The sequence below is a fragment of the Phocaeicola vulgatus ATCC 8482 genome (assembly GCF_000012825.1).
Classification (GTDB): domain Bacteria; phylum Bacteroidota; class Bacteroidia; order Bacteroidales; family Bacteroidaceae; genus Phocaeicola; species Phocaeicola vulgatus.
In genome coordinates, this window is the sequence record NC_009614.1 from 3256062 (window position 1) to 3269424 (window position 13363).

General features: G+C 40.3%; 10 protein-coding genes. 8 read left to right on the forward strand and 2 right to left on the reverse strand.

The window, feature by feature from the left end:
* Window positions 1-10 precede the first annotated feature (10 nt).
* Window positions 11-1453: a RagB/SusD family nutrient uptake outer membrane protein gene (locus BVU_RS12845; RefSeq protein ID WP_011965644.1), complete on the forward strand. Its 1443-nt coding sequence runs from the start codon at window positions 11-13 to the stop codon at window positions 1451-1453.
* A gap of 147 nt (window positions 1454-1600) precedes the next feature.
* Here BVU_RS12845 and BVU_RS12850 read toward each other — a convergent pair whose 3' ends face one another.
* Complete coding sequence (locus BVU_RS12850; protein ID WP_005847229.1) at window positions 1601-2179, reverse strand: FKBP-type peptidyl-prolyl cis-trans isomerase; 579 nt, start codon at window positions 2177-2179, stop codon at window positions 1601-1603.
* A gap of 355 nt (window positions 2180-2534) precedes the next feature.
* Here BVU_RS12850 and BVU_RS12855 point away from each other — a divergent pair, with 355 nt between their 5' ends.
* The 7 genes from BVU_RS12855 to BVU_RS12885 all read left to right on the forward strand — a co-directional run bounded on the left by BVU_RS12855 (window position 2535) and on the right by BVU_RS12885 (window position 10518).
* Complete coding sequence (locus BVU_RS12855; RefSeq protein ID WP_005847231.1) at window positions 2535-2909, forward strand: hypothetical protein; 375 nt, start codon at window positions 2535-2537, stop codon at window positions 2907-2909.
* A gap of 410 nt (window positions 2910-3319) precedes the next feature.
* A complete protein-coding gene (ilvD, locus tag BVU_RS12860; protein WP_005847233.1) occupies window positions 3320-5122 on the forward strand; it encodes a dihydroxy-acid dehydratase in 1803 nt (600 codons plus the stop codon).
* A 99-nt stretch (window positions 5123-5221) separates the two neighbouring features.
* Window positions 5222-6919, forward strand: a complete 1698-nt coding sequence (ilvB, locus tag BVU_RS12865) for a biosynthetic-type acetolactate synthase large subunit (RefSeq protein ID WP_011965645.1) — start codon at window positions 5222-5224, stop codon at window positions 6917-6919.
* A 10-nt stretch (window positions 6920-6929) separates the two neighbouring features.
* Complete coding sequence (gene ilvN / locus BVU_RS12870) at window positions 6930-7484, forward strand: acetolactate synthase small subunit (RefSeq protein WP_005847237.1); 555 nt, start codon at window positions 6930-6932, stop codon at window positions 7482-7484.
* Window positions 7484-8227, forward strand: a complete 744-nt coding sequence (locus BVU_RS12875) for an acyl-[acyl-carrier-protein] thioesterase (protein WP_005847239.1) — start codon at window positions 7484-7486, stop codon at window positions 8225-8227. Before ilvN ends, BVU_RS12875 begins: the two co-directional genes overlap by 1 nt.
* 34 nt (window positions 8228-8261) lie before the next feature.
* On the forward strand, window positions 8262-9305 hold the full coding sequence (gene ilvC / locus BVU_RS12880; protein WP_005847241.1) for a ketol-acid reductoisomerase: 1044 nt from the start codon (window positions 8262-8264) through the stop codon (window positions 9303-9305).
* A 127-nt stretch (window positions 9306-9432) separates the two neighbouring features.
* On the forward strand, window positions 9433-10518 hold the full coding sequence (locus BVU_RS12885; protein WP_008669942.1) for an energy transducer TonB: 1086 nt from the start codon (window positions 9433-9435) through the stop codon (window positions 10516-10518).
* Window positions 10519-11148: 630 nt separating this feature from the next.
* Here BVU_RS12885 and BVU_RS12890 read toward each other — a convergent pair.
* Complete coding sequence (locus tag BVU_RS12890) at window positions 11149-13281, reverse strand: peptidylprolyl isomerase (RefSeq protein ID WP_005847247.1); 2133 nt, start codon at window positions 13279-13281, stop codon at window positions 11149-11151.
* Window positions 13282-13363 lie beyond the last annotated feature (82 nt).

The window sequence follows — 13363 nt, forward strand, 5'->3', positions numbered from 1 at the left end:
GATGAATAATATGAAAAAACAAATGATAAAGATAAGCAGTCTGCTTTTTGTTATGGTGGCTATGATGCTTTCCGCTTGTGATGATTATTTGGATGATGTGCCGAAAGGGCAGAAGATTCCGAAGACATGGGAAGACTATAATGCTTTTATCCGAAATAATTTTTCCTACCATTTTCTTGATCCCGATCAGCTTGCGGTATTAGCAGGAGATATATTTAAACTTCCTTCTGCCGTAACTAGTCCGTCGTTAACACGTGCCAATTATTACGCAGATGAATCTGTAAATCGAATAGACTTAATGACAGGCAATGATAAGAACCCTTATTTTAATGCTTATGAGGGACTTTTTGCGTGGAATCTAATCGTAGAGGATGTACCGGATGCGACAGAATGTACGGAGGTTCAGCGCCGTCAGTTAATAGCTCAGGGACGTGTTCTTAGAGCCATGCATTATTTTTATTTGGCTAATTTTTATGCTGACCAGTATGATGAGGCTACTAAGGATAAACTGTCAGTTCCTTTGATAACTTCGGCTTCTGTGGAGGCTCCGTCGCCGCAGGTAACTTTGCAAACAATCTATGAGTTTATGCTTGATGATTTGAATAAGGCGGTTGAAGATCTGCCTGTACATAGTGAGTCGATTCTTCATCCTAATCGGGCACTTGGATATGGTATGTTGGCTCGAGTGTATTTGTCTGTGGGGGATTATGACAATGCTTTGAAGAACGCTTCATTGGCATTGGAGCAAAATGACCAGCTTTTTAACTGGATAGATCTTTATGAGGCGGATAAGGAGCGCTATGATGATCCCAAGAATTATACATCAGGGGTAGCCGGTAATCCTGAAACAGATAATGTAGAGAATTATATTTATTGTTATGGATCTTCCACTTCAGGCTGGACTGGCTTGAATAACACAAGCTACGCTATTTCTCCTGAACGGGCGGCTCGTTTTGAAAAGGGGGATACTCGTCTGCTGACCCATTGGAAATCCAGAGTGTCATCTTCCGGTATTCCTTATTATGCGGGTATCTATGCTTTGGAAATGAATAAAGGAGGTATGCGTTCACCTGAAATGTATTATATAAAGGCCGAATGTTTGGCTCGTAAAGGGGGAGAAGCTAATATTAGAGAAGCAATGGAACTGGTGAATAAGGTGAGAAAAACACGTATTCTTCTTGAGTTTTATCAAGATTGGACTGCTGCAACAACGAAAGAAGCAGTGGAAAAAATAATAAGAGATAAAGAGAGTGAATATATCCAGACTCAGGTTATATATTGTGATTATAGACGTTTGAATAAGGATCCGGAGTATGCCCGTACTTTTCCACGCACTATTGAAGGAAAAGAGTATATTCTAAAGTCTGATTCGCATTTATGGATTATGCCTTTTCCGCGTGAAGCCGTATCTAATCCTGGAAATGGAACGATTACACAGAATGTGGAAAAGTAATAAAGCGATAATTTTGCGATAGAATTTATATTATCGATAGGAGTATTCTGAAAAGATTAAGAAATATCCGGATATCCTATAGAGAGAAACAAAAAGGGCGGAACAAAAAATCCGCCCTTTTCTCGTTTTATTATTTTTCAAATTGGATTAGTGGCAATGTCCGCATCCACAGTTGTTTTCATCACTACAACCATCACCGCATCCACCTCCGCAGTCACCACAACCACAGCCGCATCCTTCTCCACTCATCATTTTTACCATTTCCTGAATTTCTTCATTAGTGGCTGTGCGGGATTCTACTACTTCACCTTCAAAAGTGAGATCTTTACCTGCATGAGGATGGTTTAAATCTACAGTAACAGTGTCATTGGTTACTTCGCTTACGGTAGCGTAGAAGTGATGGCCTTCATTGTCCTGTAAGGGAATGACAGCCCCCGGGAAGATACGTTCTTCATCAAAAACACCATCAATGGTGAACATATCTTTAGATACAGTGCGCACACCTTCGGGCATATATTCTCCGTAGGCTTCTGCGGTAGGAATGACAAATTCAAATTTATCACCCTTCTTCAAGGCTGTTATTTCTGTTTCAAAGCGTTCCAGTGTGGTTCCTAAGCCGGATATGAACTGGAAAGGATGTTCTACAGTTGCTTCTTCTACCAATGTTTTCTGGCCGTCTTGCATTACATAAAGTTTGTATGCTACGGTGATGTACTTATTTTCCATGTTTTCTTATTATAATAATGTAATATAAACTACTTACGTAAGTTTTCCGTTGGCAAAGATACGAATTAATTCCCCTTAATCCTTTGTTATTACGTTTATATTACATAAATTTGTTATTATGATACTATAAATGCATTTTCGGTGGCGTTTAATCCTTGATATAAATCAATTAACTGCTCGTTTTGATAGATGTTTGCTTTAATTAACAGATATATGACAACATGTTATAAAGCATGTTGTTATATTTGCAACGTAAAGAGAAAGAGATAACGAGATTGTTTTTAAAAGGTATTATTTAGTTCTTAGGTACTAAGTAAATTGTTTTTAGGTTTAACAAATTAAAATTTTAGGTATTATGAAACGTTTAGTATTGTTGGTTGTAGTGGCATTAGGAATGTCAGCTACAAGTTTTGCAGGAGAAAAAGTAGAAGGTAAAGATTGGAAGGTAGATGTTAACGTCGCAAAGTTGAGCAAATATTTGAATCTGGATGCACGTCAGATGGAGGAGGTTGCTAATATTTCTGATTATTTTGCTGACAAAGTGCAAAGCGCAAGCTACGCAAAAGAAGCTAAACAAGGTAAAAAATTGCGTGAAGCCGTATATGGAAACTTCAAACTGATGAAACGTACATTGACAAATGAGCAGTACAAGAAGTATGTGCAGTTGTTGAATGTCACATTGAAAAACAAAGGGTTGGATTCCTATATGGAAGATGCGGCGAATAAATAAATTTATAAAGTGAAATAAATGAATAGAAAAGAGAGTGCATTGGTTTGTATTCTCTTTTTTATTTATCCGTCGGAAGATATAGTGTATATTTGTGATAAAATGATTGTTTAAAGCCCGATTTAGTTACGAATGATAATTTATAAGAAAAAAAATCTTCATTTTATTTGTTTGTTACAAAAAACGCTTTACCTTTGCAGTCGTTAAAGAAACAAAGAAAACAGATATATGAATATTACTACTCTAAATAACCTGGCAGTCCTGCATATTATTCGCGTCGTGGTGGTCACACTGGGAGCGTGAGAAAGGTTGTGTATGTGTAGTTGTACATATAAAGAAATAATTGAAAGCCTTTCTCACATGGTGAGGAAGGCTTTTTCAATAAGTATAGGACGTTATAGATTTAGAATAAGATGAAGAATCAGTTACGCAGTTCGTTTAGCACACAGGGTCGCCGTATGGCAGGAGCGAGAGCTTTATGGGTAGCTAACGGCATGAAAAAAGAAATGATGGGCAAGCCCATTATAGCCATAGTAAATTCGTTTACACAGTTTGTTCCGGGACATACCCATCTGCATGAAATAGGTCAGCAAGTAAAAGCCGAGATCGAAAAACTGGGATGTTTTGCAGCAGAGTTCAATACAATTGCCATTGATGACGGAATAGCTATGGGACACGATGGTATGCTATATTCACTGCCCAGTCGTGATATCATTGCCGACAGCGTGGAATATATGGTGAATGCTCATAAGGCGGATGCAATGGTGTGTATCAGTAATTGTGACAAAATCACTCCGGGTATGCTGATGGCTGCCATGCGGCTGAACATACCGACTGTTTTTGTATCGGGTGGTCCTATGGAGGCAGGAGAATGGAATAACCAGCATCTTGATTTGATAGACGCCATGATTAAATCTGCTGATGCATCGGTCAGCGATGAGGATGTGGCTCAAATAGAAGATAATGCGTGTCCCGGCTGTGGATGCTGTTCAGGTATGTTTACGGCTAATTCCATGAATTGTCTTAATGAGGCTATTGGTCTGGGACTTCCGGGTAATGGCACTATTTTGGCAACTCATGCCAATCGTACTCAGTTGTTTAAAGATGCGGCTGCTCTGATAGTGAAGAATGCTTATAAATACTATGAGGAAGGAGATGACAGCGTGTTGCCACGCAGCATTGCTACTCGTGATGCTTTTCTGAATGCCATGACATTGGATATTGCAATGGGTGGTTCCACCAATACTGTGCTCCATCTTTTAGCTATCGCCCACGAGGCGGAAGTAGATTTCAAGATGGATGATATTGATATGCTTTCACGCCATGTGCCTTGTTTGTGTAAAGTAGCTCCGAACACACAGAAATATCATATCCAGGATGTGAACCGTGCCGGCGGTATCCTTAATATATTGGGAGAATTATCCAAGGGTGGTTTGCTGAAAACCGATGTGAAACGAGTGGACGGTCTGACATTGGCGGAAGCTGTCGAAAAATATAATATATGTAAGAAGGAAGTGGATACTGAAGCAAAACGTATCTATTCAAGTGCTCCGGGAAACAAATTCAATATAAAGCTGGGTTCTCAGAATGCTGTTTATAAAGAACTGGATACAGATCGTGCCAATGGTTGTATCCGTGATTTGCAACATGCTTATAGTAAGGACGGAGGTTTGGCTGTTTTGAAAGGGAACATTGCACAGGATGGTTGCGTAGTGAAAACAGCCGGAGTGGATGAAAGTATTTGGAAATTCTCGGGACCTGCCAAGGTGTTCGATTCGCAGGATGCTGCTTGTGAAGGTATTCTAGGAGGAAAGGTAGTCAGCGGAGATGTTGTTGTTATCACTCATGAAGGTCCGAAAGGTGGTCCCGGTATGCAGGAAATGCTTTATCCTACTTCTTATATCAAATCCAAGCATTTAGGAAAAGAATGTGCTCTGATTACCGACGGACGTTTTAGTGGAGGAACCTCGGGATTAAGCATCGGGCATATTTCTCCCGAAGCTGCAGCGGGTGGTAATATCGGAAAAATAGTGGATGGTGATATAATTGAAATCGATATTCCGAACCGCAGTATCAATGTGAAACTGAGCGACGAAGAATTGGCCGCCCGACCGATGGCACCGGTGACCCGCGACCGTAAAGTTCCTAAAAGCTTGAAGGCATACGCTAGTATGGTAAGTTCTGCAGATAAAGGAGGAGTGAGAATCATTGACTAAATTAGAAATTAAAAATTGAGAATAAAAAACAGTTTCGTTGTCATCGGCCAGTTGTCCGGCATCGTATTTTTTTGAATCTCAATTCTCAACTAAACAATTATGGCAAAAGAAAAGATAACAGGAGCAGAGGCGATGATGCGTTCTTTGGAGTATCAAGGAGTAAAAACTCTTTTCGGATATCCCGGAGGTTCTATCATGCCTACTTTTGATGCTTTATATCATCATAAAGATACATTGAACCATATATTGGTCCGTCATGAACAGGGAGCTGCCCATGCAGCACAGGGATTTGCCCGCGTATCCGGGGAGGTTGGTGTCTGTTTGGTGACTAGCGGACCCGGTGCGACAAATACCATCACCGGCATTGCCGATGCTATGATTGACAGCACGCCTATTGTGGTGATTGCCGGACAGGTAGGAGCTTCTTTTTTGGGTACGGATGCTTTTCAGGAAGTAGATCTGGTGGGCATCACTCAGCCTATTACCAAATGGAGTTACCAAATTCGCCGTGCGGAAGATGTAGCTTGGGCTGTAGCCCGTGCTTTCTATATAGCCAAAAGCGGACGTCCCGGTCCTGTTGTTCTGGACTTTGCCAAGAATGCACAAGTGGAGATGGTGGATTATGAACCGATGAAGCTTGATTTTATCCGTAGTTATGATCCGGAACCTAATCCTGATAAGGAATCTCTTCAGGAGGCTGCCGAATTGATAAACAATGCCCAAAGGCCATTAGTGTTGGTAGGGCAGGGGGTAGAGTTGGGTAACGCGCAAGATGAGTTACGTGCATTCATAGAAAAAGCCGATATGCCTTGTGGCTGTACTTTGCTGGGACTTTCGGCTATACCGACTTCGCATCCTTTAAATAAAGGAATGTTAGGTATGCATGGAAATCTGGGGCCCAATGTCAAGACTAATGAATGTGATGTGTTGATTGCCGTAGGTATGCGCTTTGACGACCGTGTAACCGGAAAATTAGAGACATATGCTAAACAGGCAAAGGTGATTCATTTGGATATTGACCATTCTGAAATAGACAAGAATGTAAAAGTGGATGTACCCGTATTAGGTAATTGTAAACATACGCTAGCTATGCTGACGCAACTTATCCGGGAGAATAAACATTCCGAATGGATTGATAGCTTTGCTGAATATGAAAAGACGGAATATGAACATGTTATCAGTAAAGAAATTCATCCTGTTGACGGGGCATTGAATATGGGTGAAGTGGTGCGTGCGGTGAGTGAGGCTTCGAATAATGAGGCCGTACTGGTGACAGATGTGGGACAGAACCAAATGATGGCTGCTCGTTATTTTAAATACAGTAAGAACCGCAGCATTGTAACTTCGGGTGGATTGGGAACAATGGGATTCGGTCTTCCCGCTGCTATAGGCGCTACTTTCGGTTGCCCGGATCGTACTGTATGCGTATTTATGGGTGATGGCGGTTTGCAGATGAATATTCAAGAATTGGGAACTATCCTGGAGCAAAAAGCGCCGGTAAAGATTATTTTGTTGAACAATAACTATTTGGGTAATGTTCGTCAGTGGCAAGCTATGTTTTTCGGTCATCGTTATTCATTTACTCCGATGTTGAATCCGGATTACATGAAGATTGCCGAGGCATACGAGATTCCTGCCCGTCGTGTCATGAAGCGCGAGGAATTGCAGGATGCTATCCATGAGATGCTGGCTAATGACGGGCCGTTCCTGTTGGAGGCTTGTGTGATAGAAGAGGGAAATGTATTGCCGATGACACCTCCGGGAAGCTCGGTGAATCAGATGTTACTGGAATGCTAATTTAATAATTATGGATAAGACATTATATACATTAATCGTTCATTCAGAAAATATCGCCGGTTTGCTGAACCAGATTACGGCTGTGTTTACTCGTCGCCAAATCAATATCGAAAGTCTTAATGTTTCTGCGTCTTCCATCAAGGGAGTGCATAAATATACTATTACTGTCTGGACTACTCAGGATGTGATAGAAAAGGTGGTGAAGCAGATTGAGAAGAAAATAGATGTTTTGCAGGCACATTATTTTACTGATAGTGAGATTTATCAGCATGAGATTGCTTTGTACAAGGTTTCTACTCCTGAATTTCAGGAGAATCCTATGGCATCTAAAGTTATCCGCCGTTATAGTGCCCGCATTGTAGAAGTAAATCCGGTTTTCTCTATTGTTGAAAAGAATGGAATGAGTGAGGAAATTACTGCTCTTTATGAGGAGTTGCGCGGATTGGGATGTGTGTTGCAGTTTGTACGTTCGGGACGTGTGGCGATTACTACCAGCTGTTTCGAGCGTGTGAACGAATATCTGACCCAACGCGAGGAAAAGTATCGCCAGCAAAAAACGGAATAATGATGAGTGAGAATAAAGTAGGAACATACAGATTTGTGGCAGAACCCTTTCACTGTGATTTCAGTGGAAAGTTGACTATGAGTGTGCTGGGTAACCATTTGCTGAATTGTGCCGGCTTTCATGCTGCCGACCGGGGATTTGGAATTGCTACACTCAATGAGAATCATTATACATGGGTACTTTCCCGTTTAGCTGTAGAGTTAGAGAATATGCCTTGTCAATATGAGGGATTCAGTATTCAGACATGGGTGGAGAACGTGTATCGCCTTTTTACAGACCGTAATTTTGCAATTTTGGATAAGGAAGGAAAAGCTGTCGGATACGCCCGTTCCGTATGGGCGATGATCAGTATGGAAACTCGCAAACCTGCTGACTTGCTTACGCTTCACGGAGGTAGTATCACTGATTATGTATGCGATAAGGAATGTCCTATAAGCAAGCCCGGTCGTATTAAGGTGACAGAGAAAACTCCGGTTTCTGAATACCAGACCAGATATAGCGATATTGATATCAATGGTCATGTGAACAGTATTAAGTATATAGAACATATTCTCGACCTGTTTCCTATAGAATTTTTTAAGGAGAAACGGATTAAACGTTTTGAGATGGCTTATGTAGCTGAAAGTTATTATGGTGATATATTGAGTTTCTACCGCGAGGAAGTGGGGGAGAAAGAATATGATATAGAGGTGAAGAAGAATGGCACAGATGTTGTCGTTCGCAGTAAGGTGATATTTATTTAGAATCTAATTTTTAATTTTTAATTTATAATTTAAAATGGCACAATTGAATTTTGGCGGCGTTACAGAAACTGTAGTTATCCGCGATGAATTTCCTTTGGAAAAAGCACGTGAAGTATTGAAAGATGAAACAATCGCTGTGATCGGGTATGGTGTGCAGGGACCGGGGCAGTCTTTGAATCTCCGGGACAATGGTTTCAATGTAATCGTTGGTCAGCGTCCGGGAAAAACATATGAAAAAGCAGTTGCTGACGGATGGGTTCCGGGTGAAACTCTGTTTGGTATTGAAGAGGCTTGTCAGAAAGCGACTATCGTAATGTGTCTGTTATCTGATGCAGCTGTTATGTCTGTATGGCCGACTATCAAACCTTGCTTGACTCAAGGCAAGGCACTTTATTTCTCTCATGGCTTTGCTATTACTTGGAGTGACCGTACAGGGGTAGTTCCTCCTGCTGATATTGATGTGATCATGGTAGCTCCTAAAGGGTCGGGTACTTCACTGCGTACCATGTTCTTGGAAGGTCGTGGTTTGAACTCTTCATACGCTATCTATCAGGATGTAACCGGCAAGGCTTATGAACGTACTATTGCATTGGGTATTGGTATCGGTTCAGGCTATTTGTTCGAAACGACTTTCCAGCGTGAAGCAACTTCTGACTTGACTGGTGAACGCGGTTCTTTAATGGGGGCTATCCAGGGATTGTTGTTGGCTCAGTATGAAGTATTGCGTGAAAACGGACATAGCCCTTCTGAAGCGTTTAATGAAACTGTAGAAGAATTAACCCAGTCATTGATGCCTTTGTTTGCTAAGAATGGTATGGACTGGATGTATGCTAACTGCTCTACTACTGCTCAGCGCGGTGCATTGGATTGGATGACTCCGTTTCATGATGCTATCAAACCTGTAGTTGAAAAGTTATATCACAGTGTGAAGACTGGCAACGAGGCTCAGATTTCTATCGATTCTAACTCTAAACCCGATTATCGTGAAAAATTGGAAGAAGAATTGAAAGCATTGCGTGAAAGCGAAATGTGGCAGACGGCTGTAACCGTACGTAAACTTCGTCCTGAAAATAATTAATAGTTAGTATTTAGTATAGAAAGCGGGGGTGCGATGAGGCATCTCCGCTTTCTTTTATATATATTAATGTTAGTGGTATTGTTTATATCATGTGTAGTCGCTAAATTTGTGAAAACTTGACTTAGACATGAATAATAGATTATCACTTTTATTAATAGGGTGCATATTTCCCTTTCTATCTTTTTATGCACAAAAGAATATGAATCTTCCACCATATTATCCCACAGTAAAAGGTATTACGGATTATGCTGTGTGGCAGCTTGTATATCCGGATTCTTTATTGAAGGCGGATATTGCAGGTGAAGCAGTGTGTACACTCCGCATTGATAGTTTGGGTATTGTCCGTAGTAAATATATTGAAGCCACTCATCCTTTGTTTGCCAAGGCGGCCGAAGATGTGATTGAGGGGATGCGTGAATGGCAGCCTGCAAAGAAAGCGGGTAGAGATATAGATAGTACTGTAGTCTTTCATATTCCTTTTAATCCTGATATTTACAGTGACCGCATTTGGAGGCAGCAGCAAGTTCTGGAATCTTGCAGGGGACAATTTGTCGATTCCATGCCTGTCTTTCCAGATGATATTCGTAGTCTTGTTATGGGAAATATGGGTTGGCCTGATGATAAAGTGGATAAAGCCGTTGCTATTTGCCGTTTTACGGTGAATGAAAACGGGGAGATTATGAATATCCGTGTGATAAAAGGCACTCATCCGGCTTTTGATAAAGAGGCTATACGTATTCTTTCTAATTTTCCCCGGCTGATTCCTGCCATGAAAAACAGCAAACCTGTGCCATATGATTATTTTTTGACTATGCGTTTTTGGAAAGAGGATCTGGAACATTATTTATTGTATAGGGAATGTGCACAGGAAGATTTGGAAAAGACCACTTGGGAGCCTTATAGATACTCTTCTTATCCCGGTGGTACTGTTGCTTTGACGCAATTTATAAATTCTCATCTGAAAATAACTCCCGAAATGAAGGCTACGGGAAAGCAGGGACGGGTGATTTATAGTTTCAATGTGGATATAGATGGTTCAATGAAAGATTTTCGGCTGGTGAGAGGACTTGATCCATTAATGGATGCCGAAGCATTGCGGGTACTTCAATTAGTGAATGAAAAATGGAGTACGGGGTATTATTTCAATTCAAAGAAATGGTATCGGGAGTTTTATGTGAATCAATTCACCATTCCCATTATTTTTAGTTGGTAGCTTATATATATTGCTACTTTGGACTTGAGATTTCGATGTTTTGACAGTTTTGGGAGTCCACCTGTAACATTAAGGAGGATTACCGTTCTTGAAGGATCATTTTGTTCTTCGGTCAACTTTCGGAAGTATCTCTGACCTGTCAGTTTTTCGATACAGGAACTTCGAGCATGTATGCCCTCATGCCCTCATTGTGTGTATAACAGGCTAATTATAAATTACTTATGTGTTGACGGTAAAAATACTTGCTTTCACTTATACTCTCATGCCCTCACTATGTTTTGAAGTTTCTTTTTACATAACATGCTTGTTGTCAGTTATGTATATTTTTTACAGGCTGTTTGTGTTTGATGCAAAGTAGGACATTTTCAGGCTTTTCTATCGTAAGAAGTATGCATGAGAAGGGTTTCTACGAAATGAGGCTTACGATGGAATTTTCGGCAGGGGTAAAAAAGATCAAGACGTTTTTAAAAAAGCTCTTGTTCTTTTTTAAAAAGGCGGTTATCTTTTTTTAAAAGCTCTTGATCTTTTAAAAAAACGTCCTGTCACCAACGACAGGAAGAATATAAAAACAGGCTGTACCAATCATTTGATACAGCCTGTTTTTATATTTATAGGATTATATACTACAGATTAGAAGTACAGATAACGGTCATCTTTCACTTCAGCTTTTTTGTAGAGGTCATTGATGAAACTGCTAGCATAACGTCCTGCCATATTAGACAAGTTGTTTTCTTCGTTTTTAGCATCAAATTCTTCTGCACTTTTTTCTTTGTTATAAACCTGAATCATGTAAACACCTGCATTACCCTTGATAGGACCAGTTAACTTGTTTACTTCAGCTTTGCTTGCATAAGCACCTAAAGCTGGTTCGCTGGCGCGAGTTACTGAAACATATGCCGGAGCAGAGAAAGTGATATGTTTTACAGAATCGCTAACTGCATTTGCCATATTTTTCACTTGGTCAATGCTGTTTGCACCTTTCATTTCAGCTATCAGTTTTTCAGCTTTTTTATCTTTGATGATTTCTGCTTTCAGCATGTCGGCAACCAAGTTGATATTACGATATCCGGCAGGATTAATCTTTTCAAGAGCAACTACCATCAGATGATCGTTCTCACCACATTCATACAATGGAGACACTTCACCTTCTTTGGCTGCAAAAATCCATTTCAACGCTTCACGGGTTCCTTTTACACCACCCACACGGTGTTCTGCGCTACGGAAATCAGCACGTTCTAACAAGCGGTATCCGCTTTCTTCTGCATTGGCAACAATCTTATCCATTGTAGTGTTCTGCGCTACGAATTGGCTGAAATCATTATATGCCTTGTTGTATGTTTCTTTGCTGAATTCAACCGGACGTTTAATCACTGCAACTTTATATTTATCTTTCATGGCTTTTTTATCCAACACTTGAAGAATAACGTTAGCTTGTCCGATCTGAAGATTGCTTAATTCTTTAACATTAGAGTTAATCAATGTGTTGATGTATTTAGCATTGTCAGCATCTAATGCAGCACCTTCATAGTTGCGTGCAGTCAACCAGGTTGCTTCACCTGTCTGACCATATTTTTTTGCGATATCAGCAAAGTCAGCTCCATCTTTCAGTGCATTGAAAATACTATCGGCTAAAGTTGCGGTTTTAGCAGCATCTTCAGCATATACCTGAATTTGACGATATTGGATTGAATCGGGAGCAGTCTGCTTGGCAATAATTTTAAAAGCATTATATGAATCATCTGCCTGATTATAGTAAGGACCATATACTTCGTTGATAGTTACAGAGTCCAAACGAGCAACTACATCATTAGGATATACAGTCTTGTTGATTGCAATTTCAGAAAAAGGAACAACAGAGCCGGTGGAACGGATGAATGTGTTCATGTCGGCAGCGGTACCTAGCTGGTTGGCATATTCGGTTACTTCATTTAATACTTCTTTGCGATCTTCTTCAGATGGAGTTACCAATACATCAATGTATTTGATGTTACGAGTTTCAACCGGCTGTTCGAAAGAACTTTTTTTCTTGTTATACAGATCTTTGATTTCGCTGTTTGAAACCGTGATAGTTGAATCGCTGATAGAAGAATAAGGAATTGCAGCCAGTAAAACGTCTGATTGTTCAGTGCGTGATGTAAACGCATCTTCAGCTGCAACCGGATTTGAAATCAATGATTTTGCAATCAGGTTCTGATATTTTTCAGCTAAAGTAGATTGGATCAAAGTCTTTTCAATAAAATTCCAAAAAGCTCCCATTTTTTGATAGTATTCTACATATTGTGCAGGCATTTTGCTTGCATCCAGGTGAGCGTAATCTACCAGGAATTTTTTCAGCATATCTTTGTCGAAAGCACCGGTTTGCGGATTGCGGAACGGAGTTTGCATTAATAAGGGGTTAGTACCCTCCTCAATGATTGCTTGAACTTCAGCTTTGCTGACAGTCAGTCCCAATTTTGCAGCTTCTGCTGCGATTAATTGGTTATTTACGTAAGATTGCCATACTTGGTCTTTCACTTGAGTCAGTTGGTCGTCATTTAATGCAGAAACACCTTGTGTCAATTTAATGACTTCTGTGTATTCGTCTACCATTTTTTGATACTCTTGTGCTGTAAGTGTTTTTCCATTCACTTCACCTACGTCTTGTTTACCCTGATGTGGTTGGAGAACCTTCCATGCGTCTCCGGCAATGAATGCGAAGAGGGCAAGTCCGATTACAACGACCAACAGAGGGCCTTTACTTCTGATTGTTTGTAATGTTGCCATTTAATTTTACTATTTTTGTTTATTGTTTTTTTATACTTCATAGATTTAGCGCACGAAGATACAAAAAATGCAGCTTACAAGC

Excerpts from the sequence above, each read along its gene's own strand:
- BVU_RS12855 (WP_005847231.1), top strand. The coding sequence starts at position 2,535 with ATGAAACGTTTAGTATTGTTGGTTGTAGTGGCATTAGGAATGTCAGCT.
- BVU_RS12850 (WP_005847229.1), bottom strand. The coding sequence starts at position 2,179 with ATGGAAAATAAGTACATCACCGTAGCATACAAACTTTATGTAATGCAA.
- BVU_RS12885 (WP_008669942.1), top strand. The coding sequence starts at position 9,433 with ATGAATAATAGATTATCACTTTTATTAATAGGGTGCATATTTCCCTTT.
- ilvC (WP_005847241.1), top strand. The coding sequence starts at position 8,262 with ATGGCACAATTGAATTTTGGCGGCGTTACAGAAACTGTAGTTATCCGC.
- ilvN (WP_005847237.1), top strand. The coding sequence starts at position 6,930 with ATGGATAAGACATTATATACATTAATCGTTCATTCAGAAAATATCGCC.
- ilvB (WP_011965645.1), top strand. The coding sequence starts at position 5,222 with ATGGCAAAAGAAAAGATAACAGGAGCAGAGGCGATGATGCGTTCTTTG.
- BVU_RS12890 (WP_005847247.1), bottom strand. The coding sequence starts at position 13,281 with ATGGCAACATTACAAACAATCAGAAGTAAAGGCCCTCTGTTGGTCGTT.
- BVU_RS12845 (WP_011965644.1), top strand. The coding sequence starts at position 11 with ATGAAAAAACAAATGATAAAGATAAGCAGTCTGCTTTTTGTTATGGTG.
- ilvD (WP_005847233.1), top strand. The coding sequence starts at position 3,320 with ATGAAGAATCAGTTACGCAGTTCGTTTAGCACACAGGGTCGCCGTATG.
- BVU_RS12875 (WP_005847239.1), top strand. The coding sequence starts at position 7,484 with ATGATGAGTGAGAATAAAGTAGGAACATACAGATTTGTGGCAGAACCC.